Genomic DNA, 25,354 nt, shown 5'->3' on the forward strand with positions numbered 1-25,354 from the left:
TTCCCTCTGCCGAGCGTTTTTCATGGCCTTACCGGAAACCCTTGCGGAGCTGCGCGACTGCCTAGCCGCCCAGCACGAGCACCTGTCGGAGCGGCTGCGCGACGCGGCCCGCTTCCTCATCGACAATCCGCACGAGATCGCCCTCAGCACGGTCGCCGAGCTGGGCCGGCGCTCCAACATCGCCCCGACGGCCTACATCCGCCTGGCCCAGGCGCTGGGCTTCGCCGGCTTCAAAGATCTGCAGCGGCTGTTTCGCGCGCCGCTGCAACAGGCCGCCGATACCCATAGCGAGCGCATCCGGCATTACGGCGGGGAAAAGCTGCTGGACGATCCCAGCGACGTCGGCGCCATCCTGCGGGAATTCAGCCAGGCCAATATCGTGTCCCTGGAACACCTGGCGGAAGGCGACCAGCAGGCCAACATCGAAGCCGCCATCGCCCACCTGCAGGTCGCGCGCACCACCTTCGTCATCGGCCTGCGCCGGGCCTTCCCGGTGGCCGCCTACCTGAGCTACGCCCTGAGCCGGGTGGGCCGCCGCGCCGTACAGATCAGCGGCGGTGGCGGCACCCTGCCGGAACAGGTCAGCGCCATCGCCCATGACGATCTGCTGATCGCCGTGAGTTTTCCGCCCTACGCCCGGGATACCGTCGAGGCCTGCCGGCAGGCGCGCGAGGCGGGTGTGACGCTGGTGGCCATCACCGACACCGTGCTGAGCCCGATCGGCAAAATGGCGGAGACGGTCATAGAGGTCAACGATGCGGAGCTGCTCGGCTTTCGCTCCCTCACCGCCTCCTTCTGCATCGCCCAGACCCTGGCCATGGGGCTCGCCTTCAGCCAGGGCGATACCGATGGCACCTTCGATCATGAACGACTGAAGGACATCGACTGCTGAGCCCCTGCGCTCACCTTGTAGTTCACAACTAGCACTTCAGGAGTAGACCCCGATGCTGTCACCTGCACGCGATTTGGTGGGTTATGGAAGACAACGCCCGCAAGGTACCTGGCCCAACGGCGCCCGTCTGGCCATCAGCCTGGTGATCAACTACGAGGAAGGCTCCGAGCGCTCGCTCGCCATGGGCGATCCGGACCAGGAGTCGATGACCGAATGGGGCAGCTACGCCATCCCCGCCGGCACCCGCAATCTGGCGATGGAATCCATGTATGAATACGGCTCCCGCGTCGGCATCTGGCGGATCCTCGATATCCTCGACGAACAGGCGGTGCGCGCGACCTTCCATGCCTGTGCGGTGGCCTTCGAACAGAATCCCGAGGTCGCCAAGGCGGCCGTCGCCGGTGGCCACGAGATCTGCAGCCATGGTTATCGCTGGGAAGAAGTCTTTCGCCTGAGCGAAGAAGAAGAGCGCGAGCACATCCGCCTCGCCGTCGAATCCTTCGAACGCACCTGTGGCAAGCGGCCGGTCGGCTGGTATTGCCGCTATGGCGCCAGCATCCACACCCGCCGGCTGGTGGCCGAGGAAGGCGGCTTCCTCTACGACTCCGACGCCTACAACGACGACGTTCCCTATTTCGTCGAGGTCGAGGGCAGGCGCCATCTCGTCGTGCCCTACACCGCCGACGTCAACGACTTCCGCTACTGGAACTCGCCCGGTCTATCCCAGGCCTCGGACTTCTTCGAATACATGAAGGAAAGCTTCGAGGTCCTCTACGAGGACTCCGCGACCGGACCACGCATGATGTCGATCGGCCTGCACCCGCGCATGGTCGGCCGCCCCGGCCGGGTCCGGGCGATCAAGAGATTCATCGAATACGCCAGGCAGTCCGAGGGGGTGTGGTTCGCTACCCGCGAAGAGATCGCCCGCGCCTGGCTGGAAAGGGCTGACGGCTAGGCTGATCCCGGCGCGTCTGGAGGCGCCTTGGCGGTCTCCGCGCTGTCGTCACCGTCCGGACGTGATGACGACAGCCATCCCGGGACAAGGGGACCGCCGCGTGCCGGCGACTAGCGGGGTGCCGCTTCAGAACCGCGCGATCAGGACGACCCCGGCGATCATCAGGAGCGCGCCCAGCAGCCGCCAGCCGTTGACCGCATGCTGTTCCATGGAAAACAGGCCGAAATGATCGATGGCCAGGCTGGCGATGAGGTTGGCGGTGATGGTGACGCCGTTCACCGGCGCCGCGCCGAGGCGCTGGATGAACAGCAGACCGGCGAATACCGCCACCGCGCCGGCGATGCCACCCAGGGGCGCCCACCAGGGCATGTCGCCGAGCTGGCTCACCGAGGGCAGCGGCCTGGGCATGCAGATGAACAGCCCGATCGCGACGAAGGTGACCATCACGAAGGACACCGAGGTCGCCAGCCAGGGATTGACCAGCGCCTTGTTGAGCGAGCCGTTCATGGCCGCACCGGCAGCCTGCAGGAATCCGGCAACGACGATAAGGATATAAGCCCAGTTCGCAGTATTCATCAGGAGTCGTCTCGGAGCGGAGCATGGAGGAGGCGCGGGGCCGATTCAGTGGCCGGGCGAGGCCTGAGTTACGACTGGACACATCTTGTAAAAGTGCCGTCTCGCTCGTGCCCGAACGCTCTACACCGGGATATTGGCCGCTTTTTCGACCAGCGGCCTGACCCGCCGCCTGGATCGATGCCGGTCCCGTCAGGCGCTTCGCGCGAGTCCAGATGCGGTCCTGCGCCCTCCTCCGCCAGGGCCGATGGCCGCGTCAGGCCTATTTCACGATGGCCTTGACCGCCTCCAACACATCCCGGGTGGCCTGGCGGGTCGCCTCCGCATCAGGCCCGACCCTGGGACCCAGCACGACGCAGCTGTCCCGGTAGGAAAAGACCTTGCCGGTCTGCTGGTTGATCAACTCGCCCCTGGCGTTCTCGGCGATCCGGCAGTCACGCACGGTCTGGCTGCCCTTTGCGACCACCACCGGACTCCAGGCATAGGGGCTGTCGAAGCCATGCTCGGCATGGGGTAGGTATGCACCCCGAGGTCGGCCCCCTGCTGCTTGAGCGTCGCGAAATAGCCCTCGCAGCGGGAATAGGGATCGTAGTTGTCGGCCAGGCCGTGGTAGACGCGCAGCGGCTTGGCGACGACCTGGTCCTGCTCGCGAAAGGTGATCGAGCAGTCGGGGTAGAACGACAGGTAGCCGGCGAACTGGAAATCCTGGCTTTTCCAGCGCTTGTCGAAGCGCTCCAGGGCGGCGTAGAGCGAAGCCTGTCCGCCGCGGGAAAAGCCCATGAGCAGGATCTTGCCTGGATCGATCCGCGCGTGCCGCGCGAGCAGGGCGCCGGCGCGATAGTCATCCAGGACGAAATTGAGCCGTCCCAGCTGGGCCTGATCGGTGGCGGTGTTGGTGATGCCCCGGCCCGAGAAGCCATCCACGGCGAAGGTGGCGATGCCGACCTGATTGAACTGCCGCTGCCAGTAGGTGATGTTGGCACCCACCCCGCCCGAGCCATGCTGGAGAATGACCACCGGGACCTTGCCCTTGCCTGGCGGCAGCGACAGCACGCCACCGAGCAGCACCTCGGTGCCGCCCTTGTCCCCCGTCAGGAATTGCTGATCGCTCAGGGTCAGCGAGGTGAAGGTCAGCACCTCTTGCCGAGCGGGGATATCGGTTGCCGGCGAGGTGGTCGCACAGACGGTGGCACTGGCAAGGCAGGCAATGGCCGCGAGCGCGGGGCGCAAAGATCCAGCGGACAGATGGGACATCGGTTGCATCCTTCTTGTAGGGTCCTCCCAGGGTAGCCAATCGGCGTCGCTCTGCTGGAGAGGCGGTGAGCAGAACCCGCCGCACTAGCCAAATTTGGCACCTTTGTCGCGTAAACCGGCCTTGAGGTACGAAACTTGTAGCTCCCGCGCCAACGGCCCTTTGCGACCCAAAAGGTTTCCCAAATGCACCAAGACGGCTCCCTCGCGTTACCGCCGCGCGTCCGGCATCGGTATACCGGTGACATCGACGAGCATGCGCTATGCGTCGAGGGCTGGCACATGCAATACGATCAGCTGTCGTCGGGTCGTTTTCAGGGCGAGCTCAGCGACCTCTGGCTGGACGACCTCAGCCTGCTGCGGGATCGCTCCAACCAGGCCATGCTCAAGAGCGGCGAGGCCCAGGGGAACACCCTGACCTTCAGCCTGCCCATGCGTGACGCCGGCGCCCTGCACTGCGGCGGCCATACCTTGCACGAGGCCCAGCTACTGGTGGCGCGTGGCGACAATCTGCCGGAGCTGCGTACCCCGGCCAATCTCGATCTGCTCTGCATCAATCTGCAGGAAGCCGAGATGGCGCGCCTGCTGGCCTGCCAGCACAGCGCTCTCGACGTGCGCGACCTGTCCGGCTGCTATCGCCTCCCTACCGGCTGTGCCCATGGGCAGCTGGCCGCCCTGGCCCATCAACTCTTCGCCCCGGAAGCGGAAATCCAGACCTGGCTGGACCATCCGCGCACCCGCGCGACCCTGCGCGACACCGTGCTGCTGCACCTGCTCGATCTGCTCGACACCAGCGAACCCCATGAGCTGGCACCTAGCGCGCGGCTGCGCATGGTGCGGCGGGCGCGGGAATACGCCCTGGCCCATCCGGACCAGCCGCCCAGTATCCTGGAGCTGTGCAATCGCGTCGGTGCCAGCCGCCGCAAGCTGCAGTACTGCTTCCAGGAGACGCTGGGCATCAATCCGGTCGCCTACCTGCGCACCCTGCGTCTTAATGCGGCCCATCGCGCGCTGCGCCGGGGAGCAGGCGAATCGGTGCAGGACGTCGCCGCCCGGTGGGGTTTCTGTCACCTCAGCCGCTTCGCTCGCGACTACCGGAGGCTGTTCGGCCAGTTGCCCTCCACCACCCTCAAGACCGCCACGCAGAAGTGCTGAATCTGGCTAACGGCGGATAACGGCTTTCCCTCAGGCTCGAGTGGCCAATAAGAAGAGGGAACTCCATGAACGTTACCCGTCCGCTCCACGCCCTTGCCGTCGGCCTCGCCGTCCTGGGGCTGACCGCCGCGACCCACGCCACCGAAAGCGGCTCGCCCACCACCGCCTTCGGCGTCTACGATTTCGGCGCCGGCTTCACCCCGCCGCCGACGCCCCACGGCACCCTGGGTCTGCGCAGCAACTTCTATCGCGCCACCTCCATCCGCGACAGCCACGGTCGCGACAACGGCAATGACTTTTCCATCGACGTCCTCTCCCTGGGCCTGGCCTACCTGAAGATGACCGATACCCGCGTCCTGGGCGCTCGCTATGGTTTCGGTGGGGTCCAGCCCTTCTTCAGGATGGACGCGGACCTCACCGTCAAGGCCAACGGCGTTCCGGTGTTTGCCGACAGCGCCACGCTCTTCCGCCAGGCCGACATCCAGGTCATTCCGCTGATCCTGCAGTGGGAGCCCTCGCGCAATCTGGGGGTGAACTTCTGGTTTCAGGTGCAGGCGCCCACCGGGGATTACGACAAGAATCGACTGGTAAATCCGGGCACCAACCACTGGACCGTCTCGCCGATGCTGAACCTGAGCTACATCAGCGATTCGGGATTCGAGGTGTCGTCCAGCTTCCAGACCGACTTCAACAGCCGTAACCCCGCCACCGACTACCGCAGCGGCACGGAATACCGCCACGAATTCGCCGTGGGTCAGCACTTCGGCCCCTGGACCGCGGGCCTGGGCGGCTACTACTACCGCCAGCTCACCGACGACGACGCCCCCGGCCTCACCCGCGGCAATCGCGCCCGGGTACTGGCGCTGGGACCGGCGCTGAGCTTCTTCCAACCTGGCCTGCCAGCGGTCTGGGTGCACCTCTACAAGGAGGTCGACGCCCGCAACCGCGCCGAAGGCTACGCCTTCGCCGTGCGGCTCTCCCACAGCTTCTGAGGATCCGTCCATGACCGCCACCGCCTCCCCCCGCCCCACCCCCGGCCGGCGCCAGGGTGCCGTGCTCCTGCTCGGCAGCAGCCTGACCATCATGGGTTCGGTAATGGTCGCCCCGATCATCCCCAAGCTGGGCGCCGAATTCGGTCCCGTCGAACCCCGCGCCGATCTGCTGATCCCCCTGGCGATGACCGGGCCGGCCCTGGCCATCGCCCTCTTCGCGCCCCTGGCCGGCTGGCTGGCCGACCGCCTGGGTCGCAAGCGGCTGCTGATCATCGCCACCTTCTGCTACGCCCTGCTCGGCATGCTGCCGGCGCTGCTGCAATCATTGCCGGCCATCACCCTCACCCGCCTGGTCTTCGGTTTGGCCGAGGCCGCAGTGATGACCTGTTGCGTGACCCTGATCGCCGACTACTGGCAGGGCAGCCGGCGGCTGGCCTACGTCAATGGCCAGGTCATCGCCATCAGCCTGGTGGGCTCGCTGTTCTATGTGGTTGGCGGCGCCCTGGGCGAGCACTCCTGGCGCACGCCCTTCTACCTCTATCTGCTACCGCTGCTGCTGGTGCCCTTCATGCTGCGGCTGCTGTGGGAACCAATCCGCGCCCAGGTCACCAGCGGCGCCGACGAAGGCCCCCAGCACAGTGCGCCGCTGCCCCTGATCGTCAACTACCTGCTGGTCTTCGCCGGCATGGTGCTCAGCGTGGTAGTGCCCATCCAGAGTCCGCTGCTGCTGGTGCAACTGGGCATCACCTCCAGCACCCTGATCGGCGCCTCGGCGGGCCTTGGCCTGCTGGCGACCCTGGGCGGCCCGCTGCTCTGGCCGCTGCTGCGCCGCCGGTGGGGCCTGGCCGGCTGCAACGCCGTGCTGCTGGCCTGCATGGGCAGCGGCCTCTGGCTGCTGGTGAACGCCCGCAGCTACGAAGCCGTGCTGGTGGCGGTGACCGTCCACGGCCTGGGCGTCGGCATGCTGGTGCCCAACACCATGGCACCGGTGATGGGCGCCCTGAGCGCCCGGGCCCGGGGCCGCGGCATGGGCGGCTACACCGGCTGCCTCTACCTGGGTCAGTTCGCCAGTCCCCTGGTGGTGGCAGTGCTCCTGCCCTTCACCGGCGATCTGCACCTGGCCATCCGTACCCTCGCCAGCGCCGCTTTGGTCGCCGCACTGGTCTGGGCGGCCGTCGCCCTGCTGCGGCGCAAGGCCGCCCTGCCCGCTCCGTCGCGCTCTTCCTGAATTCTGATCGAGGATTTTTCCATGCACAGCCTGCAATCCCTGCTGGACACCCAGGACGGCCACGGCCTGGCGACGCTGCTGCGGCAGCGCGAGATCACGGCGAGCGAATTGCTCGAAGCGGTCATCGAGCGCCTGGACACCGTTGAGCCCGGTCTCAACGCCGTGAGCGAACGACTCTATGACCAGGCCCGCGCCGCGGCCCGGGCGCCGCTCGATGTCGAGGCCCCCTTCGCCGGAGTCCCGACCCTGGTCAAGGACCTCTTCACCCCCCTGGCCGGCGCCCGCATGACCAATGGCTCCCTGGCCCTGGGCGAAGCCCGCCCGGATTTCGACTGTGAATTGGTCAGCCGCCTGCGCCAAGCCGGCTGCCTATTCGTCGGCACCACCACCTCGCCGGAATTCGGTACCTCCTACAGCACCGAATCGCGGCGCTTCGGCGCCACCGCCAATCCCTGGAATCCGGCCCACAGCGCCGGTGGCTCCAGTGGCGGCGCGGCTGCCCTGGTCGCCGCGCGGGTGGTGCCCTTCGCCCATGGCAACGATGGCGGCGGCTCGCTGCGGGTGCCGGCGTCCTGCTGCGGGATCTTCGGCCTCAAGCCCAGCCGCGGGCGGATGCCTTCCGGGCCCATGGTCGGTGAAGGCTGGGCCGGCATGGGCACGCCCCACGCCATGAGCCTGTCGGTGCGCGACAACGCCCTGCTGCTGGATGCCACCGCTGGCGCCGACCTGGGCGCGCCCTATGCGGCACCGGCCCACGACGTACCCTTCGCCAGCCTGCTGGAGCGCGATCCCCGCCCGCTGCGCATCGCCCTGGTCGAGCATCTGGCACCCTGGCCGAGCGGACCCGAGGCCCTGGCCGCGGTGCGCCACACCGCCCGACTGTGCGAAAGCCTTGGCCACCACGTCGAGCCGGCGACCCTGCCGGTGGACCTGCCCCGCTTTCTCGACCAGGTGTTCGACATCATCGGTCCCAGCACCCGTCACTACCTGCAGGTGCTCGGCAAGATGCGCGGTGCCCCGGTCAGCGACGAGGAGCTGGACGCCCGTACCCGGGTGATCCTGCGCGAACGGGGCGACATCCCCGCCCATCGCTACGCTGCCGCGGTGGAAGGCCTGCATGCCCTGGGCCGGACCCTGGCACGCTTTCTCACCGACCATGACGTCATCCTCACCCCCACCCTGACCCGCGAACCGCCGCGGCTGGGCGAGCTGGATGGCGACCACCAGGAACGCTCGCTGGCCGAGGCCATCGCCGCCTTCCACAGCTATTCGCCCTTCACCGCCCTGTTCAACGCCAGTGGCCAGCCAGCCATGTCGGTGCCGCTCTGGTGGACCGCCAATGGCCTGCCACTGGGCAGCCACTTCGCCGCGCGCTTTGGCGAGGAAGGCACCCTGCTGGCGCTGGCCGCCCAGCTGGAGCGCGCGCAACCCTGGGCGGGACGGCGGCCGCCGCTGGCGGGCAGTCGCTGAGGCCCGGGGCGCACGGCAAGGCCCGCCACGGTCTCAGGTGAGAGACGGAGATGCCCATCGCAAACTGGCGGGCATCCCGTCACCCGCTTCGCTTGGATGCTCGCTATACTGGCCGCGCACGGCCTGTGACGAATCCCTCTGGCATCCGTGCCGGAGGCTTCAGACTGTCGCTCGCCATCTTCCCCGTTGCCCGGGCAGGGCACCGTACGAGCGACCCGATGAGCATCCTCACCTCGACTCCAGTCCCCTCGTATGGCCTGACCCAGGAAATCGATCTCATCGCCGAGATCGCCGCGGTACCCAAGATCCTGGATGTCGTCTGCCGGATGACCGGCATGGGCTTCGCCGCCGTCGCCCGGGTGACCGATGATCGCTGGATCGCCTGCAGCACCCTCGACCTGATCGGCTTCGGCCTCGAGTCCGGTGGCGAGCTGGAGCTCAAGTCGACCATCTGCGAAGAGATCCGCGATCATCGCCAGCCCGTGGTGATCGACGACGTGGCGCAGGACGACTGCTATCGCGACCATCACACGCCGCTGCGCTACGGCCTGCGCAGCTATATCTCGGTCCCCATCGTGCTGGACGATGGCAGTTTCTTCGGCACCCTCTGCGCCATCGACCCCAAGCCGGCCAAACCCAGTAGCCCCGAGATCCTCTCCGCCTTCGAACTCTTCGCTGGCATGATCGCGCTGGAGATCGGCGCCCAGCGCCGCTTTGTTGCCGCCCGCAACGTCCTGCACAGCGAGGGCTTTTCCCGCAGCCTGCTCCAGGCCAGCCTGGACTGCGTCAAGGTCCTCTCCGCCGGGGGTCATATCGAATTCATGAACGCCCAGGGCCTGGAGCTCAACCAGCTGCAGTCCGTCGATCAGGTGATGGGCCGCGAGTACGCCGCGCTCTGGCCCGACGTGGAGGTCGCGAAGATCCGCCACGCCGTCGCGCGTGCCGCTACCGGCCAGACCACCCGGGTCGAAGGTTTCTGCCCCACCGCCCGCGGCGAGCCGCGCTGGTGGGAGGTCTCCTGCTCACCCTTCGTGGTGGCCGGCACCGGCGAGGTGAAGATCGTCTGCATCTCCCGCGACATCAGCAGTCGCATCCTCGCCCAGCAGGCCCAGCAGGCCCGGGCCGAAGCCATCGCGGCGCTCAACGACGAGCTGGAGCGACGCATCTCGGAGCGCACCGCCGAACGTGATCAGATCTGGAACCGCTCCACCGATCCACTGTGCGTGGCTGACCTCGAGGGCTTCTTCGTCAACCTCAACCCGGCCTGGACGGCGACCCTGGGCTGGTCGCTCGAAGCGCTCAAGGCCCGCCCCTTCCTGACCTTCGTCCACGATGACGATCTCGTCGCCACGCGCCAGGCGTTCCGGGATATCAAGCAGGGCATCGCGCTAGCCAACTTCGAAAACCGCTATCGCCACCGCGACGGGTCCTACCGCTGGTTTTCCTGGAATGCCACGCGCAATGGCGACCTCATCTACGCCACCGTGCGCGACGTGACCCAGCAACGCCAGCAGACGCTGGATCTCGCAGCCGCCGAGGATGCCCTGCGCCAGGCGCAGAAGATGGAAGCCATCGGCCAGCTCACCGGTGGCGTGGCCCATGACTTCAACAACCTGCTCACCGTCGCCCGCACCTCCTGCGACCTGCTCAAGCGCCCCAACCTCAGCGACGCCCGCCGCGAACGCTATCTGGAGGCGATCTCCACCACCGTGGATCGCGCCGCCAGATTGACCGGGCAACTCCTGGCCTTCGCCCGCCGCCAGACGCTGGCTCCCGAAGTGTTTTCCGCCCGGGACAATGTCCTGGCCATGAGCGACATGCTGGAAACCCTGCTCGGCTCGCAGGTCGGCATCGCACTCGAGGTCAGCGACGACCCCTGCCTGGTCTATGCCGACCCCAGCCAGTTCGATACCGCCCTGGTGAACATCGCGGTGAACGCCCGGGACGCCATGAGCGATGCGGGGCGCCTGACCATCAGCGTCGGCACCGTCGCCAGCATTCCGGCCACTGCCACCCAGCCGGCCCTGGCCCTCCCGTCCGTAGTCGTCGCCCTGACGGATAACGGCAGCGGCATTGTCCGGGAGCACCTGGAACAGATCTTCGAACCCTTCTTCACCACCAAGAGAGTCGGCCAGGGCACCGGTCTCGGCCTGAGCCAGGTGTTCGGCTTCATCAAGCAGTCCGGTGGCGAGGTGCGGGTCACCAGCGAGGTCGGTCGCGGCACGACCTTCCACCTCTATCTGCCGATAGCGCCGGCAACCGGACAGCCACCGCCCCTGGATGATGCCGTGGCAACCGCCGATGGCGGCGGGGTCACCGTCCTGGTGGTCGAAGACAATCTCGAGGTCGGCAGCTTCGCCGTCGACCTGCTGAGCGATCTCGGCTACCACGCAGTGCTGGCCGCCAATGCCGAGCGCGCCCTCGCCCTGCTCGCCGACCAGCCTGGCCGGTTCGATGTGGTCTTCTCGGATGTCGTCATGCCCGGCATTAGCGGGCTGGAACTGGCCATCGAGATCAGACGCCTCTATCGCAGCCTGCCGATCCTGCTGACCTCGGGCTACAGCCACGTGCTGGCGACCCATGGCGCCCAGGGCTTCGAGCTGATCCAAAAGCCCTACTCGGCGGACGCCCTGTCTCGCCGGCTGCAGGAGATCCTCGCCGAGCGCGAGACGCACCTGACCACCTAGCGCGCGGCTGGCTGACCGCTACGCCCGGGGGGGGTCGGGCGCGACGGCGTACCGGAACGCGCCGACAGCGGCCCCCCACCCCGCCCTGGCGATCGGGTAACATGCGCCGCCGCGGGCCAGTGGCCCTCTTTCTATCGGTAAGGAGTCGCAGTGTTCGATACCCAGGTCATCATCATCGGTGCCGGCGCGGCCGGTTTGATGTGCGCCCTGAGCGCCGCCGCGCGCGGGCGCCGGGTCCTGGTGCTCGACCACGCCAACAAGGCCGGCAAGAAGATCCTCATGTCCGGCGGCGGCCGCTGCAACTTCACCAACCTCTATTGCGAGCCCGCCAACTTTCTCTCGCAGAACGCGCATTTCTGCAAGTCGGCCCTGGCCCGCTATACCCAGTGGGACTTCATCGCCCTGGTGGCCAAGCACGGCGTGCCCTATCACGAGAAGAAGCTCGGCCAGCTGTTCTGCGACAACAAGGCCAGCGACATCCTCGCCCTGCTGCTGGACGAATGCGAGCGCGGCGGCGTCGACATCCGCCTGGAGACCTCGGTGCAGGAGATCACCCGCCTCGACCCGGGCGGCTATCAGCTGCAGACCAGCCTGGGCCCGGTGCGCAGCGAGTCCCTGGTGATCGCCACCGGTGGCCTGTCGATCCCGACCCTGGGCGCCACCGGCTTCGGTTATCAGGTCGCCCGCCAGTTCGGCCATCAGCTGCTGCCGACCCGTGCCGGCCTGGTGCCCTTCACCATCACCGATCCGCAGCTCAAGGAATTCTGCAGCGCTCTGTCCGGCACGGCGGTGGAAGATTGCCGGATCAGCTGCAACGGCCAGAGCTTCGTCGAGAATCTGCTGTTCACCCACCGCGGCCTCAGCGGTCCGGCGATCCTGCAGATCTCCTCCTACTGGCAACCCGGCGACAGCCTCAGCATCGACCTGCTGCCGCACCTCGACCTGGCCCTGTGGCTCGCCGAACAGCGCCAGGCGCGCCCCAACAGCGAACTCAAGACGCTGCTCGGCGAGCTGTTCACCAAGAAGATGGCCACCCTGCTCGCCGACAGCTGGTTCCAGTCCAAGCCCCTGAAGCAGTACACCCCCGACGAACTCAAGGCCATCGCCGCACGGCTGCACGACTGGCAACTGGTTCCGGCGGGCACCGAGGGCTATCGCACCGCCGAGGTCACCCTGGGCGGCGTCGACACTCGCGAGGTCTCGTCCAAGACCCTGGAGTCGCTCAAGTCGCCCGGCCTGTACTTCATCGGCGAGGTGCTGGACGTCACCGGCCACCTGGGCGGTTTCAACTTCCAGTGGGCCTGGGCTTCGGGTTATGCGGCGGCGCAGTACGTCTAGGCCAGGGAAAGCGCCTTGCGACTGGATTCAGGTAGCCGCAGACGGCCAGGTCTGGCTCGCGATGCGCAGGAAATTCCCGCCCAGGATGGCGTCGATGTCAGCGGTGGTGTAGCCCCGCCCCGCCAGTTGGCTGACCAGTTCAGGCAGCGCCTCGGGTTGCAGCTGGGTATGACCGTGCGGCTGTCCATAGTGGCGTGCCGGCCACCAGTCTTCAGCGTCGACACCAGCGGGAAGGTCATGGTCGGCCGGGCACAGCTCGGTATCCAGTCCGATGCCGATATGCCGGGTCCCGACCCGCTCCGCCAGGTAGTCGATCTGGCGGACATAGCTGGCCACCGAGGCCGTGGGATCGCCCAGAAAGATGCCTAGCCCGGTCAGGCCGATCACCCCATCCTGGTCGGCACAGGCGCGGATCTGCCGATCACTGATCGTCCGGGGATGGTCGTGGAGCGCCTTGATGTTGGTGTGGGAAAAGACCACCGGCCGCGTCGAGACCGCCATGATCTCCAGGCTGGCGCGCTCGTTGGCGTGGGCGCAGTCGAGGGTGATGCCCGCCGCATTGCCGGCCGCCACCACCGCGCGACCCAGCGCCGTCAGACCGCCGCCTGCGCCGTGGCAACCCCGGCGCAGGCGTTATCGCGGTTGTAGGCGAGCAGCATCTGGCGCACCCCCAGGGAGGCATAGAGCCCGACCATCGCCGGGTCGTCGAGCAGCATGGTCGAGCCTTCGAGATCGAAGGAAACCGCCAGCTTGCCTTGCTCGCGCGCACGCTGCAGGTCGGCCACCGTGCCGACGGGACAGAAGTGCGCGTCGTGCCGGGCCAGCCAGGCGCGAAAGCCGGCGAGGGTGCGCAGCACCGTCGCGAAAGGCGTCATGTCCATACCGACGTTGAGCGACACGTGATGGAAGCCGGCCTCGTGATAGCGACTCAAGCCGGACATATCCTGCCCCGGCACCAGTGGCAGGCAGGCATGCGCCTCCCAGCGTAGCGGCTTGAGTCCCGCTTCCCCGGCTGCGACCGTCTGCATCTTCGTCCCCTCTCCACCCGTCTCGAGGGATTCAACATAGCATGCAGACTGGGCCGCTAGCCGAAGGTCACGCCCCGCAACAGCGCCGGATCGACCGCCCGCGCCTGATAGCGCACCGCGGCCTGGCCATAGGCCTGGGGATCGAGCACCTGATCCCAGCGCGCCGCTGCCTGCTGCTGAACCGCCACGACTTCGGCTTGCACCGGCTTGGGCTGCAGCGCGGCCTGGGCGCGTCTTTCGTTGATCTCGGCAGCCATGGCGGTGTAGCTGGCGGTGCTGAGCAGGGCGAGTGCGGCCATCTTGTTGAAGACGTTCATGGTGGATTCTCCTGTCTTGAACACGGGGGCTGGCGTCGCCGCGGCAGGCGGTCCGGCGTCAGTCACGGTTCCACCTTGCGCCCAGGCGTCTTAACGCTGTCTTAACCCCTCTGAACCCGACCTGAACGGCTGCGACAACCTGCCCCAGGCGCTGGCCACTGGCCAATTGATCTGGATCAGTTTTGCCCAGGGCCAGCAGGCGCATCCTGCAGGCAGTCGCCACTCCGCCCGGAGCGGCGCCACGGCTCACGAGGTCGCCATGAACGGACGCCTGGTCAAAGAACTCTTGGTCATCCTGCTGATCAAGCTGGCGCTGCTGATGGCGATCAGGAGCCTCTGGTTCAGCGCCCCCACGGTCCCGCCCGACGCCACCCAGGCGGTCAGCGCCCACCTGCTGGACTAGCACCCCTTCCTTTAGCTTGAGGAGATTGCCGGGATGATCTCGGAATCCGTCGTGGACCTGTCACGCCTGCAATTCGGCATGACCGCGCTGTATCACTTCATCTTCGTGCCCCTGACCCTGGGGCTGGTGGTGATCCTGGGGATCATGGAGTCGGTCTATGTGATGACCGGCAGACAGGTCTACAAGGACATGACCCAGTTCTGGGGCAAGCTGTTCGGCATCAACTTCGCCCTGGGCGTCACCACCGGCCTGACCATGGAGTTCCAGTTCGGCACCAACTGGGCCTACTACTCCCACTACGTCGGCGACATCTTCGGCGCGCCCCTGGCGATCGAGGGCCTGATGGCCTTCTTTCTGGAATCCACCCTGATCGGGCTGTTCTTCTTTGGCTGGGATCGCCTGTCCAAGGGTCAGCACTTGCTGGTCACCTGGCTGGTGGCCCTGGGCTCGAATCTATCCGCCCTGTGGATCCTGGTGGCCAACGGCTGGATGCAGAATCCGGTCGGCGCCGAATTCAACTACGTGACCATGCGCATGGAGCTGGTCGACTTCGGCGCCCTGCTGCTCAACCCCGTGGCCCAGGTGAAGTTCGTCCACACCGTGGCCTCGGGCTACGTCACCGGCGCCATCTTCGTGCTGGCGATCTCCAGCTACTACCTGCTCAAGGGTCGCGACATCGGCTTTGCCCGGCGCTCCTTTGCCGTGGCCGCCGCCTTCGGTACTGCCGCGGTCATCTCGGTGATCGTGCTGGGCGACGAATCCGGCTATCGCGTGGGCGAGGTCCAGAAGGTCAAGCTGGCCGCCATCGAAGCCGAGTGGAACACCGAGGCAGCCCCGGCCTCCTTCACCCTGTTCGGCATCCCCAATCAACAGGAGATGCGCACCGACTATGCGGTGAAGATCCCCTATCTGATGGGCCTGATCGCCACCCGCTCCACCACCGAACAGGTCACCGGCATCAAGGACCTGGTCACTCAATACGAGGCCCGCGTCCGCAATGGCGCCCAGGCCTACGCCCTGCTGGAGCGACTGCGCGCCGGCGATGACTCCGCCGCCACCCGCGCCGCCTTCGACGCGCGCAGGCACGACCTGGGCTATGGCCTGCTGTTGAAGAAATACGTCAACGATCCCGTCACCGCCACCCCCGACCAGGTCCGCCAGGCCGCGCGGGACACCATTCCCGGCGTCGCCAGCCTGTTCTGGACCTTTCGCCTCATGGTCGCCAGCGGCGTGCTGATGCTGGCGCTGTTCATCTGCGCCTTCTGGGCCTCGACCCGGCGCAACGAGCTGAAGAAGCCCTGGCTGCTGAAGTGGGCCCTGTTCAGCCTGCCGCTGCCCTGGATCGCCACCCAGACCGGCTGGTGGGTCGCCGAGCATGGCCGCCAGCCCTGGACCATCAGCGAGGTGCTGCCTACCCATCTGTCGGCCTCGACCCTGGCCGCGGGCGATCTGCTCGGTTCCATCGGCGCCCTGGTGATCTTCTACACCCTGCTGCTGATCGTGGAGCTGTACCTGATGATCCGCTTCGCCCGCCTCGGCCCGAGCAGCCTGCACAGTGGTCGCTACTACCACGAACGCGCTGCCCAGGTCGGCGACGCCCTGCGCCAGGCCGCCGTGGCCAGGCCCGCCGCTCCGGCCAACGTCTGAGGAGACCGCCATGTTCGACTATGAAGTGCTCAAGCTCACCTGGTGGGTGCTGATCGGCGTGCTGCTGATCGGCTTCGCCCTCACCGACGGTTTCGACATGGGTGCCATGATCCTGATGCCCCTGATCGGCAAGACCGACAAGGAGCGCCGCGCCGCCATCAACAGCATCGCGCCGCACTGGGACGGCAACCAGGTCTGGTTCATCACCGCCGGTGGCGCCCTCTTCGCCGCCTGGCCGCTGGTCTATGCCACGGCCTTCTCCGGCCTCTACTGGGCGCTGCTGCTGGTGCTCTTCGCGCTGTTCCTGCGCCCGGTGGGCTTCGACTACCGCAGCAAGCTGGACAACACCCGCTGGCGCAGCGCCTGGGACTGGGGCCTGTTCACCGGCAGCCTGGTCCCGGCACTGGTGTTCGGCGTGGCCTTCGGCAACCTCTTCCAGGGTGTACCCTTCCAGCTCGACGACACCCTGAGATCCACCTACAGCGGCAGCTTCTTCGCCCTGCTCAACCCCTTCGCCCTGCTCAGCGGCCTGGTCAGCCTGGCCATGCTCTGTGCCCATGGCGGCAGTTGGCTGATGCTGCGCACCCACCAGGCGCTGGGCGAGCGCGCCCGTCGCGCCACTGGCCTGAGCGCCCTGCTCCACCTCGTCACCTTCGGCCTGGCCGGTGTCTGGCTGGCCTATGGCTTCGACGGCTACGTGCTGGTCAGCCAGGGCGATCCGGGCAGCGCCCTGAATCCCCTGCACAAGGTGGTGACCACCGGCAATCCGGGCTGGCTGGCCAACTACCATACCCAGCCGCTGACCCTGCTCGCCCCGGTGCTGGCGGCGCTCGGCAGCGTCCTGGCGCTGCTCGGCAGCAGCTGGCGCCAGGCCGGCCTGGCCTTCACCGGCACGTCCCTGGCCATCGTCGGTACCCTCGCCACCGCCGGCTGCGCGCTGTTTCCCTTCGTGCTGCCGTCGAGCCTGGACCCGGCCTCCAGCCTGACGGTCTGGGACGCCGTCTCCAGCCACAAGACCCTGGGCATCATGTTCGTCGCCGCGGCCATTTTCGTGCCGCTCATCCTGGCCTACACCCTGTGGAGCTACGTGCGCATGTGGGGCAAGGTCGATGACCGCTTCATCGACGCCAACCCCCACGGCCTCTACTGATCACCGATCTCAAGGAGACTCCTTCATGTGGTACTTCACCTGGATCCTCGGTGTCCTGCTCGCCGCGAGCTTCGGCATCATCAACGCCCTCTGGCTGGAAAGCACCCGGGAGCTCGATGTCCATGACGATGCCGAGTGCTGAGGCCCTGCCCCGCGTCCACCCACTAGGACGGACGCTGTCCCTGCTGCTGGCGGCGCCCCTGGCGCTGCTGCTGATGATTCACCCGGGCTTGATGCTCGACGCCAGCGGCCACTACAGCCATCCACTGCTGATGGGTGTCATGCTGGGTGTCTCCGCCGGCCTGGTCCATGGCGTCGGTTTCGTGCCGCGGCTCTGGCTGTGGCGCCTGGTGTTCGGGCCGGTGCTGGGCTGGCCGCTGCTGGTGCTCGGCTACGCCCTGCTCTTCCAGGCGCAACTGGGCTGATTGACGTCTGACGATAGCGCCCGGCCTTCCCGGGCGCCGTCTTCATCAGCCGCCGTACCGCCTGGCCGCGCTACTCGCGCCGCCTCACTCCCGTGGATGAATAATCTGACTATAAAGGTTCGTCTGCGGGTGCCGACATAACCGGAATCGATCTTGCCCGTGCCGGCTCCTCGCTTGCCGCCGGCGTACCCGCTGAACGCCTCAGAGAATGCCACGATGCTCAGGAATGCCCCCTTAAGTACCAAGCTGCTGCTGATCCTGCTCCTGCCGCTGGCTGGATTCCTGGTGATCTCCGGACTCTACACCGCCGACCGCTACGAAACCTTCAAGGACATGGAGCACACCGTGACCGCCAGCGCCACGGCGCAGCGCATCAGCGCCGTGGTCACCAGCCTGCAGCGTGAGCGGGGCGCCAGCGGCGTCTTCCTGGGCAGCGGCGGCAAGTCGATGCAGGACAAGCTCAAGACCTTCCGCCAGGACAGCGACCAGGCCCATGGCGCGCTCAAGGCGGTGGCCAGCGACAGCGATGCCGCTATCCAGAGCCTGCTACGGGCCCTGGACGGCCTGGCCGATCTGCGCACCAGGGTCGACGGCCTGGCGCTCAACAGCACCCAGTCCGGTGCGGCCTATACCGATCTGATCAAGACGCTGATCGGCTACACCCATTCGCTGGAAGCCGGTGTCGACGATCCGGCCATCCTGCGCGGCCTGGGCGCCCTCAACCTGTTCGTCGAGATGAAGGAGCGCGCCGGTCGCGAGCGTGTGCTGCTGGGCCTGGCCTTCAACCAGAATCGCTTCGACGCCGGTCTGCTGTCGCGCTTCGCCCGCAACCTGGGCGAATTCTCCGCCTATGCCGACGCCTTCGAGCGCAAGGCCACGCCCGAGTTCATCCGCCAGCTCGATGACACCTTCAAGCAACCCAGCGCCCAGGAAGTCAGCCGCCTCCAGCAACTGGCCTTCACCGTCCCCCTGGGCGACGCCCTGGGCGTCAAGCCGGAAGACTGGTTCAACCTGGCCACCCAGCGCATCGATCTGATGGGCAAGGTCGAGGCGGACCTCGGCGCCAGCGTCGGCGCCCAGGCCGAGCAGGCCCGCGCCAAGGCCAGTCGCGACCTCTGGATCACCCTCGGCCTGGTGCTGCTGGTGCTGGTGGCCGTCTCGGCCCTGGCCTGGGTGATCATCCGCAACATCAAGCAGGCGGTCGAGCAGGTCAACGCGACCCTCACCCGCCTCGCCACCCGCGACCTCACCGCCCGCTGCGCCTATCAGGGCCGGGACGAGTTCGGCACCATCACTGGCAACCTCAACCTGATGAGCCAGGAGCTGGGCCAGGTGATCCAGGAGATCGGCGCGGCTACCGTGCAGATCGCCACCGCCGCGGAAGAGGCCTCGGCGGTCGCCCTCCAGACCAGCCAGAACGTCGCCCAGCAGCGTCTGGGCACCGACCAGGTGGCCACTGCCATCGCCGAGATGAGCGCAACGGTCAAGGACGTCGCCCGCAGCACCACCGAAGCCGCCGAAGGCTCGCGCCAGGTAGAGGGCAACACCAGCCAGGGTCGCCGCGAATTGCAGGCCACCATCGGCCTGGTGCAGGGGCTGTCGGTGCAGGCCGAGCGGACCTCGGAGATCATCGGCGAACTCAAGCACGAGAGCGACGCCATCTCCTCGGTGCTGGACGTGATCCGCGGCATTGCCGAGCAGACCAACCTGCTGGCCCTCAACGCCGCCATCGAAGCCGCCCGCGCCGGTGAAGCCGGTCGAGGCTTCGCCGTGGTGGCCGACGAGGTGCGCTCCCTGGCGCAGAAGACCCAGCAATCCACCGGCAGCATCCAGCAGATGATCAGCAATCTGCAGAGCGGCTCCGACCGCGCCACCCAGGCCATGCAGGAGACCCTCGGCCAGGTACAGACCGGTGCCAGCAACGTGGTCCGCGCCGGCGAGCTGCTGGGTGAGATCGCCGAGGGCGTGACCCTGATCAACGACCGCAACATCCAGGTCGCCTCGGCCGCCGAGCAGCAGAGCCAGGTCGCCGAAGAGATCAGCCGCAACGTCAACGACATCAATGACCTGGTGATCCAGGTCAGCGCCGGTGCCGAGCAGACCGCCGTCACCAGTCGCGAACTGGCGCGTCTCGCCGAACAGCAGCAGGCGCTGGTCGGCCGCTTCCGGGTGGCCTGAACCCCCTCCCGGCGCTCGACCGCCAGAGCGGAGGACCGATCCAGGTCCTCCCCGCCATCCCTGCGCTGCAGCCGGCCGTTCCCGTTCTGCGACATCCTCTCCGCGCAGCCCAGTCGCCTGCCGCTGGGCGTCCGCTGCCTTCCTGCCCGTCACTGCCCCGCCTCGCTCACCGCGACCCATCCGGACGTCAGTCGTCTGCGGCGGCCCAGCAGCCGTTCGCGCCGGCACCCGAAGCCTTCTACCGCTCTAGCACGCTACTTGCAGGCGTTTTGAGTGGACCTCCGCAGGCCGCTGCGACCCGGGTATTTCTGCCGTCGATAGCCCACCTTGATCACCTGATCCTTTCGGCCGGCGATGCCTGCGTGGTGACCGCTTCTGGAACTGAACCGTCGCGTCCCAGCAGGCGCGATGGTCCTCTCTCAAAGGACTGACCGATGCTGAAGAACGCCGCCCTGAGTACCAAGCTGCTGCTGATCCTGCTCCTGCCCCTGACGGGTTTTCTGCTGATCTGCGGTCTCTTCCTAACGGAGCGCTACCAGATACTGGAGAACCTGGATCACACCGTGACCGCCAGCGCCACGGCGCAAGGCGTCAGCGCCCTGATCACCCGCCTGCAGCGTGAACGGGGCGCCAGCGGCATCTTTCTCAGCAGTGGCGGCACGGCCCTGCGCGACGACCTGCGGACCTATCGCCAGGACAGCGACCAGGCCCAAGGCGCCTTGCGCGCACTCGCGGCCGGCGACGATGCCGCCCTGCAACCCGTGCTGAAGCTCCTCGACGGCCTGCCCGGTGTGCGCACCACCGTGGACGGCCTGACGATCAGCGGGACCCAGTCCAGTGCCGCCTATACCGAGATGATCCAGGCATTGATCGGCTACAACAGCAAGCTCGAAGCCGAGGTGGCGGATCCGGCGATCAAGCGCGCCCTGAATGCCCTGAATCTGTTCGTCGAGATGAAGGAACGGGCTGGCCGCGAGCGCGCGCTGCTGGGCATAGCCTTCAGCAGGAATCGGCTGGATTTGCCGATACTGGTGCAGATCGCGCGCACACTCGGCGAATTCACCGCCTATGCCGACGCCTTCAGGCAGAGGTCCGCACCCGAGGTCGTCCAGCGGTTCGACAACATCCTCCAGCAGCCCGCTGCCCTGGAGCTGGCGCAATTGCAGCGGCGTGCGCTCTACACGACGCCGGGCAGACCGCTGAATGTGCAGCCGGACAGCTGGTTCGACCTGGCCACCCGGCGCATCGATCAGTTGGGCACGCTGGAAACGCAACTGGGCGCAGACATCATCGCCACCACCGAGCTGACACGCGCCGGCGCCAGCCGCGATCTCCGCACCACCCTCGGCCTGATGCTGGTATTGCTGCTGGCCGTCTCGGTGCTGGCGTGGTTGGTCATCCGCACCATCAGGCAGGCGGTCGAACAGGTCAACGGCACCCTCACCCGCCTGGCGACCCGCGACCTCAGCGCCCGTTGCGGCTACCAGGGCCGGGACGAATTCGGCACCATCACCGGCAACCTCAATCTGATGAGCCAGGAACTCGGCCAGCTCATCCAGGAGATCGGGGCGGCAACCCTGCAGGTTGCCACCGCCGCCGAAGAGGCCTCGACCGTGGCCATCCAGACCAGCCAGAACGTCGCCCAGCAGCGCCTGGGCACCGATCAGGTGGTCACCGCCATCGCCGAGATGAGCGCCACGGTCAAGGACGTCGCCCGCAGTACCAGCGAAGCCGCCGAGGGCTCGCGCCAGGTCGAGGCCAACGCCCGTCAGGGTCGCCGCGAATTGCAGGCCACCATCGGCCTGGTGCAGGGACTGTCGAGCCAGGCCGAGCGCACCGCGCAGATCATCGTCCAACTCAAGCAGGAGAGCGACGCCATTTCCCTGGTGCTGGACGTGATCAATGGCATCGCCGGGCAGACCAATCTGCTCGCTTTGAACGCGGCCATCGAGGCGGCGCGCGCCGGTGAGACCGGTCGCGGCTTTGCCGTGGTGGCCGACGAGGTGCGCTCCCTGGCGCAAAAGACCCAGCAATCCACCGGCAGCATCCAGCAGATGATCAGCCACCTGCAGAGCGGCGCCGACCGCGCCGCCGAGGCCATACAGGAGACCCTGGGCCTGGTGCAGACCGGCGCCGGCAACATGCTCCGCGCCGGTGAGTTGCTGAGCGAGATCGCCGAGGGCGTGACCCTGATCAACGACCGCACCATCCAGGTCGCCTCGGCCACCGAGCAGCAGAGCCAGGTCGCCGAAGACATCAGCCGCAACGTCAGCGACATCCATGAGCTGGTGATCCAGGTCAGCGCCGGTGCCGAGCAGACAGCCGTCACCAGCCGCGAACTGGCCCGCCTGGCCGAACAGCAGCAAGCGCTGGTGAGTCGCTTCCACGTGGCCTGATGCTGCCGGGGCTGCCAGCGAGCGGCAGGCCGGAACGCGCTCGCCAGCACCTGGCGCGCTGCGGTCGGGTGCTGCCGGGCTTTAGCGTCCTGGCCGGAAATCCGCCGGATTCAAGGCGTAGCGGCGCAGCTTCACATAGAGCCCGGCACGCGAGATCCCGAGCTGGGTCGCGGTTTGACGAAGGTTGCCGCGGGTCTGCTGCAAGGTGGCACGGATCAGGTCCCGCTGCCCCGCTTCAAGGGGGGTGAGACGCTCGCCCTCGGTATCCGTGGATAGCGTGCTGACGACCAACGAGGGAGGCAGATCCCCCGGCTGTATGAGCGGCCCCTGGGCCAGATTGACCGCCCGCTCGATGACGTTCTCCAGCTCCCGCACGTTGCCGGGCCAGCTATGGGCCAGCAGCAAGGTCAGCGCTTCGTCCGCGATGGCCAGCGGCGGCCGCTCCAGGTGACGGCTCAGCGCCTTGAGCAGAGTAGCCACCAGCAGCGGAATGTCTTCGCGACGCTCCCGCAATGGCGGTACCTGCAGGGGAAGCACGTTGAGGCGGTAGAAGACATCCTCACGGAAGCTCCCGCCGGTCACGGCCTGGGCGAGATCGCGATGGGTGGCCGCGATGACGCGGACGTCCACCGCCTGGGCCTTCTTGGCACCGATCCGGGTCACCTCGCCCTCCTGCAGCACCCGGAGCAGGCTTGCCTGGGCCTCCAGGGGCATGTCACCGATCTCGTCGAGAAACAGCGTGCCACCATCAGCCAGCTCGAACTTTCCCGCCGCACCGCCACGCGCAGCCCCGGTGAAGGCCCCTCGACATGGCCGAACAGCTCGCTCTGCACCAGGTCGCGTGGAATGGCGCCACAGTTCACCGCAACGAAGGGGCCATGGCGACGGACACTGGCGTTGTGGATCGCCTGGGCGAACAGCTCCTTGCCTACCCCGCTTTCTCCCAGTACCAGCACCGTGGCTTCGCTGTGGCTGGCTGCCTGAGCCACGCGCAAGGCGTTCTGCAAGGCTGGCGAGCGACCCTGGATATCGTTGAAGCTGTAACGCGCCCGGGTGCCCAGCAGCTGGCGGGTGATCTCGCGGATGCGGCGGTTCTCTCGCAGCGACAGCACCCAGCCGCCCTGGGCGATGGGCGCGGCGGAGGCCAGGCACGGCAAACCGCTGCCGTCTGGTAGCAACAGGGTGAGGTCGCGGTCCTGGCGTTCCCAGCGACGATCCAACCAGAGGTCGAGGTCGGTGTCCTGGGTGATGAGGCTGGCGAAGGGGCGCCCCCGCTGTGGATCGTCGAGCTGCAGCAGGCGCCGCGCATAGCCGTTCAGGCTACGGATGCAGCGGTCGTCATCGAGCAGGATGACGCCTTCGTTGAGGACCTCCAGCACCCGCTGCTGCTCGTCCAGCAGCGCGGTGAGCGCCAGCTGGCGGGAGATCGCATCGGCCGCGGCCTGGACCGTGCCCAGGGTATGGCAGTGGAAGTTGCCCACCGCCGCGGTGAGGGTCAGGGCGCCGAGCAGCCGTCCCTGGGTGTCGCGGACCGGTGCCGAGGCGCAGTGCATCCGCCGCTCGCGCAGCTCGCGCTTGAAATTCTCGCCCGCCAGGACGAACACCAGCCGCTGCTCGCGCAGGGCCAGGCCGGTGCAGTTGGTGCCCTGCACCGACTCCAGCAGACGACTGCCCAGCGGGGTGAGATCCAGCCCGCAGGCGGCCAGGGTCACGCCCTCGGCATCCGCCAGGTTGAGGTGCCCGTCCGGGTTGTAGCGCAACAGCTCGGCCATGACCGGCGCGGCGATGTCCAGCAGCTCGCGCTGCCGCTGCAGCCGGCGGGCCAGCTCCTGCGACTCGACGAACTCGTAGTGGAATTCCTCCGCGACGATGCCCGCCGCGCGGCTGCGCAGCCAGGACGCCCGGATCACCGGCCGCACCGGGACCAGTTCAGCGGCCCCTGCCAGGCAGTCCGCCCAGGCGGCATCCAGCTCGCGCTGAACACCTGCAGCGACCGACGGCCGCTGCAGCTCGCTGACGAATTGCAATTCCCGCGTCAGCTCGCTCGGGGCGACCTGCTCCTGCATCTTCGGCTCCTCGTCCAACCTTTGGACATGTCCAGCTGGACATGTCTTTTTTATAGACATAAATGCGGGCTGGCAAGTCCTGCAGCCCGCGACCTGGCTGCCTTTCCTGCCCTGGCATGGCGGTTGCTCCCTCCCTGTAGGGCGCATCGCCCACGCCTATAACAACCACAAGAGAACGCCTCATGCCCCAGACGAACCCCTCCCTCGCCCTCGGCCTCATCGGTACCGGTCGCATGGGTACCTTCCATGCCACCGCCCTCGCTCGGCACCTGCATGGCGCGCGGCTGGTCGCCCTGGCCGATCCGGCGCCCGGCGCCGCTGCCCGGCTTGGCGAGACCCTGGACGTCGCCCATATCCACACCGACCCCCAGGCGTTGATCGAAGACCCCGCCGTCGAGGCCGTGGTCATCGTCGCCCCGGCCCGCAGCCATGCCGAGCTGGTGGTGGCCGCCGCCCGCGCCGGCAAGCCGGTGTTCTGCGAAAAACCCATGGCCGTGACCCTGGAAGAGGCCGACCGGGCCATCGCTGCCTGCGCGGAGGCTGGCGTGGCCCTGCAGGTGGGCTTCAACCGGCGTTTCGCCAACAGCTTTCGCAGCGCTCGGGAGCTGATCGTCCAGGGGCGGATCGGCACACCGCAACTGCTGCGCTCCCTTACCCGCGATCCGGCGCTGCACAATCCGGCGGCGGTGAAGCCCTGGACCATCTTCCTCGAGACCCTGATCCACGACTTCGACACCCTCAACTTCTTCAATCCGGACGCCCGCGCCGTGCAGGTCTACGCGGTGGCCGACGCCCTGGTGCGCCCCGATTTCCGTGACCGCGGCCTACTGGACACCGCCGTGGTGACTATTCGCTACGACAACGGCGCCATTGCCACCGCCGAGGCCAACTTCCAGGCGGTGTACGGCTACGACGTGCGCGGCGAGGTATTCGGCAGCGCGGGCATGCTGACCGCCGGGGACGCCCGGACCAGCGAGCTGGTCTGCTACGGCGCCGAAGGCATCAGCCAGACCACCCAGCGCTCCGACGCCGAGTTGCTGCGCGACGCCTACCTGGCCGAACTGCGCGCCTTCGTCGATGCCGTGCGCGAGGGCACCCCGGTGCCGGTGGGCGGCCACGATGCCCGGGCGGCGCTGGCCATCGCCCTGGCCGCCATCGAATCGGTGCAGACCGGTCAGCCGGTCGCCGTCGCGGAGTGAAGCC

The 25,354-nt window shown here is 67.5% G+C and carries 21 protein-coding genes and 1 pseudogene; 16 read left to right on the plus strand and 6 right to left on the minus strand.

The genetic code is table 11. The features are described 5' to 3' along the window. The first annotated feature begins 22 nt into the window (after positions 1-22). Together BGI51_RS20850 and BGI51_RS20855 are read left to right on the plus strand one after the other, a co-directional pair. Positions 23-892, plus strand: coding sequence for a MurR/RpiR family transcriptional regulator (locus BGI51_RS20850; RefSeq protein ID WP_158890436.1), 870 nt, complete (start codon positions 23-25; stop codon positions 890-892). A 52-nt stretch (positions 893-944) separates the two neighbouring features. After that, on the plus strand, positions 945-1,847 hold the full coding sequence (locus BGI51_RS20855; RefSeq protein ID WP_187979593.1) for an allantoinase PuuE: 903 nt from the start codon (positions 945-947) through the stop codon (positions 1,845-1,847). Between the two features lie 126 nt (positions 1,848-1,973). On the opposite strand, the gene BGI51_RS20860 is transcribed toward BGI51_RS20855, so the two are convergent. Together BGI51_RS20860 and BGI51_RS20865 are read right to left on the minus strand one after the other, a co-directional pair. After that, positions 1,974-2,423, minus strand: a complete 450-nt coding sequence (locus tag BGI51_RS20860; protein ID WP_133860994.1) for a DMT family transporter — start codon at positions 2,421-2,423, stop codon at positions 1,974-1,976. Between the two features lie 396 nt (positions 2,424-2,819). Beyond that, a complete protein-coding gene (locus BGI51_RS20865) occupies positions 2,820-3,674 on the minus strand; it encodes a dienelactone hydrolase family protein (protein ID WP_252977148.1) in 855 nt (284 codons plus the stop codon). Positions 3,675-3,857: 183 nt separating this feature from the next. Between BGI51_RS20865 and BGI51_RS20870 the strand changes: the two genes are divergently transcribed. From BGI51_RS20870 to BGI51_RS20895, 6 genes are all read left to right on the plus strand, one after another. Beyond that, positions 3,858-4,826: a helix-turn-helix domain-containing protein gene (locus tag BGI51_RS20870; RefSeq protein WP_187979594.1), complete on the plus strand. Its 969-nt coding sequence runs from the start codon at positions 3,858-3,860 to the stop codon at positions 4,824-4,826. A gap of 65 nt (positions 4,827-4,891) precedes the next feature. Next, positions 4,892-5,818, plus strand: coding sequence for a SphA family protein (locus BGI51_RS20875; protein ID WP_187979595.1), 927 nt, complete (start codon positions 4,892-4,894; stop codon positions 5,816-5,818). A gap of 10 nt (positions 5,819-5,828) precedes the next feature. After that, positions 5,829-7,046, plus strand: a complete 1,218-nt coding sequence (locus BGI51_RS20880) for an MFS transporter (protein ID WP_187979596.1) — start codon at positions 5,829-5,831, stop codon at positions 7,044-7,046. Positions 7,047-7,067: 21 nt separating this feature from the next. After that, complete coding sequence (locus tag BGI51_RS20885; protein ID WP_187979597.1) at positions 7,068-8,516, plus strand: amidase; 1,449 nt, start codon at positions 7,068-7,070, stop codon at positions 8,514-8,516. A 218-nt stretch (positions 8,517-8,734) separates the two neighbouring features. Beyond that, positions 8,735-11,203, plus strand: a complete 2,469-nt coding sequence (locus BGI51_RS20890; protein WP_187979598.1) for a PAS domain-containing protein — start codon at positions 8,735-8,737, stop codon at positions 11,201-11,203. A 150-nt stretch (positions 11,204-11,353) separates the two neighbouring features. After that, positions 11,354-12,541 (plus strand): NAD(P)/FAD-dependent oxidoreductase, encoded by a 1,188-nt coding sequence (locus BGI51_RS20895; RefSeq protein WP_187979599.1) that lies wholly within the window; start codon positions 11,354-11,356, stop codon positions 12,539-12,541. A gap of 27 nt (positions 12,542-12,568) precedes the next feature. On the opposite strand, the gene BGI51_RS23660 is transcribed toward BGI51_RS20895, so the two are convergent. From BGI51_RS23660 to BGI51_RS20905, 3 genes are read right to left on the minus strand one after another with little or no spacing between them, the layout of a single operon-like run. Then, positions 12,569-13,114, minus strand: a complete 546-nt coding sequence (locus BGI51_RS23660) for a dipeptidase (protein ID WP_252977149.1) — start codon at positions 13,112-13,114, stop codon at positions 12,569-12,571. 20 nt (positions 13,115-13,134) lie between these two features. Next, positions 13,135-13,569, minus strand: coding sequence for a membrane dipeptidase (locus BGI51_RS23665; protein WP_252977150.1), 435 nt, complete (start codon positions 13,567-13,569; stop codon positions 13,135-13,137). A gap of 56 nt (positions 13,570-13,625) precedes the next feature. Next, positions 13,626-13,886, minus strand: coding sequence for a hypothetical protein (locus BGI51_RS20905; protein ID WP_133861002.1), 261 nt, complete (start codon positions 13,884-13,886; stop codon positions 13,626-13,628). Between the two features lie 259 nt (positions 13,887-14,145). Between BGI51_RS20905 and cydP the strand changes: the two genes are divergently transcribed. The 7 genes from cydP (at position 14,146) to BGI51_RS20940 (ending at position 22,085) form a co-directional block, all read left to right on the plus strand. After that, positions 14,146-14,289 carry a cytochrome oxidase putative small subunit CydP gene (gene cydP / locus BGI51_RS20910; protein WP_187979600.1) on the plus strand — a complete coding sequence of 48 codons (144 nt, stop codon included), beginning with the start codon at positions 14,146-14,148 and terminating at the stop codon, positions 14,287-14,289. Between the two features lie 33 nt (positions 14,290-14,322). After that, positions 14,323-15,936 carry a cytochrome ubiquinol oxidase subunit I gene (locus tag BGI51_RS20915; protein ID WP_187979601.1) on the plus strand — a complete coding sequence of 538 codons (1,614 nt, stop codon included), beginning with the start codon at positions 14,323-14,325 and terminating at the stop codon, positions 15,934-15,936. A 10-nt stretch (positions 15,937-15,946) separates the two neighbouring features. After that, positions 15,947-17,086: a cytochrome d ubiquinol oxidase subunit II gene (cydB, locus tag BGI51_RS20920; protein WP_187979602.1), complete on the plus strand. Its 1,140-nt coding sequence runs from the start codon at positions 15,947-15,949 to the stop codon at positions 17,084-17,086. Between the two features lie 25 nt (positions 17,087-17,111). Then, positions 17,112-17,228: a cytochrome bd-I oxidase subunit CydX gene (cydX, locus tag BGI51_RS20925; protein ID WP_007158843.1), complete on the plus strand. Its 117-nt coding sequence runs from the start codon at positions 17,112-17,114 to the stop codon at positions 17,226-17,228. Continuing rightward, positions 17,215-17,511 carry a cyd operon YbgE family protein gene (locus tag BGI51_RS20930; protein WP_187981374.1) on the plus strand — a complete coding sequence of 99 codons (297 nt, stop codon included), beginning with the start codon at positions 17,215-17,217 and terminating at the stop codon, positions 17,509-17,511. The genes cydX and BGI51_RS20930 overlap by 14 nt, the downstream gene beginning before the upstream one ends. 216 nt (positions 17,512-17,727) lie before the next feature. Beyond that, positions 17,728-19,689, plus strand: a complete 1,962-nt coding sequence (locus tag BGI51_RS20935; protein ID WP_187979603.1) for a methyl-accepting chemotaxis protein — start codon at positions 17,728-17,730, stop codon at positions 19,687-19,689. 434 nt (positions 19,690-20,123) lie between these two features. Further along, the gene (locus tag BGI51_RS20940; protein WP_187979604.1) at positions 20,124-22,085 is read left to right on the plus strand and encodes a methyl-accepting chemotaxis protein; all 1,962 of its coding nucleotides are present in this window, start codon (positions 20,124-20,126) and stop codon (positions 22,083-22,085) included. 81 nt (positions 22,086-22,166) lie between these two features. Here the strand turns inward: BGI51_RS20940 and BGI51_RS20945 are convergent. Beyond that, positions 22,167-24,151, minus strand: a pseudogene (locus BGI51_RS20945) (sigma-54-dependent Fis family transcriptional regulator). Between the two features lie 182 nt (positions 24,152-24,333). Here BGI51_RS20945 and BGI51_RS20950 point away from each other — a divergent pair. Next, complete coding sequence (locus BGI51_RS20950; protein WP_187979605.1) at positions 24,334-25,350, plus strand: Gfo/Idh/MocA family oxidoreductase; 1,017 nt, start codon at positions 24,334-24,336, stop codon at positions 25,348-25,350. Positions 25,351-25,354 lie beyond the last annotated feature (4 nt).

It is taken from the genome of Pseudomonas oryzihabitans, from assembly GCF_014522265.1.
Lineage (GTDB): Bacteria > Pseudomonadota > Gammaproteobacteria > Pseudomonadales > Pseudomonadaceae > Chryseomonas > Chryseomonas aestiva.

Bases quoted from the DNA above. Each gene is read 5' to 3' on its own strand.
- BGI51_RS20890 (WP_187979598.1), top strand. From the start codon at position 8,735: ATGAGCATCCTCACCTCGACTCCAGTCCCCTCGTATGGCCTGACCCAG.
- cydP (WP_187979600.1), top strand. From the start codon at position 14,146: ATGAACGGACGCCTGGTCAAAGAACTCTTGGTCATCCTGCTGATCAAG.
- BGI51_RS20915 (WP_187979601.1), top strand. From the start codon at position 14,323: ATGATCTCGGAATCCGTCGTGGACCTGTCACGCCTGCAATTCGGCATG.
- BGI51_RS20865 (WP_252977148.1), bottom strand. From the start codon at position 3,674: ATGTCCCATCTGTCCGCTGGATCTTTGCGCCCCGCGCTCGCGGCCATT.
- BGI51_RS20855 (WP_187979593.1), top strand. From the start codon at position 945: ATGCTGTCACCTGCACGCGATTTGGTGGGTTATGGAAGACAACGCCCG.
- BGI51_RS20940 (WP_187979604.1), top strand. From the start codon at position 20,124: ATGCTGAAGAACGCCGCCCTGAGTACCAAGCTGCTGCTGATCCTGCTC.
- BGI51_RS20860 (WP_133860994.1), bottom strand. From the start codon at position 2,423: ATGAATACTGCGAACTGGGCTTATATCCTTATCGTCGTTGCCGGATTC.
- cydX (WP_007158843.1), top strand. From the start codon at position 17,112: ATGTGGTACTTCACCTGGATCCTCGGTGTCCTGCTCGCCGCGAGCTTC.
- BGI51_RS20935 (WP_187979603.1), top strand. From the start codon at position 17,728: ATGCTCAGGAATGCCCCCTTAAGTACCAAGCTGCTGCTGATCCTGCTC.
- BGI51_RS20850 (WP_158890436.1), top strand. From the start codon at position 23: ATGGCCTTACCGGAAACCCTTGCGGAGCTGCGCGACTGCCTAGCCGCC.
- BGI51_RS20930 (WP_187981374.1), top strand. From the start codon at position 17,215: ATGCCGAGTGCTGAGGCCCTGCCCCGCGTCCACCCACTAGGACGGACG.
- BGI51_RS20875 (WP_187979595.1), top strand. From the start codon at position 4,892: ATGAACGTTACCCGTCCGCTCCACGCCCTTGCCGTCGGCCTCGCCGTC.
- BGI51_RS20880 (WP_187979596.1), top strand. From the start codon at position 5,829: ATGACCGCCACCGCCTCCCCCCGCCCCACCCCCGGCCGGCGCCAGGGT.
- BGI51_RS20885 (WP_187979597.1), top strand. From the start codon at position 7,068: ATGCACAGCCTGCAATCCCTGCTGGACACCCAGGACGGCCACGGCCTG.
- cydB (WP_187979602.1), top strand. From the start codon at position 15,947: ATGTTCGACTATGAAGTGCTCAAGCTCACCTGGTGGGTGCTGATCGGC.
- BGI51_RS20950 (WP_187979605.1), top strand. From the start codon at position 24,334: ATGCCCCAGACGAACCCCTCCCTCGCCCTCGGCCTCATCGGTACCGGT.
- BGI51_RS20870 (WP_187979594.1), top strand. From the start codon at position 3,858: ATGCACCAAGACGGCTCCCTCGCGTTACCGCCGCGCGTCCGGCATCGG.
- BGI51_RS23665 (WP_252977150.1), bottom strand. From the start codon at position 13,569: ATGCAGACGGTCGCAGCCGGGGAAGCGGGACTCAAGCCGCTACGCTGG.
- BGI51_RS20905 (WP_133861002.1), bottom strand. From the start codon at position 13,886: ATGAACGTCTTCAACAAGATGGCCGCACTCGCCCTGCTCAGCACCGCC.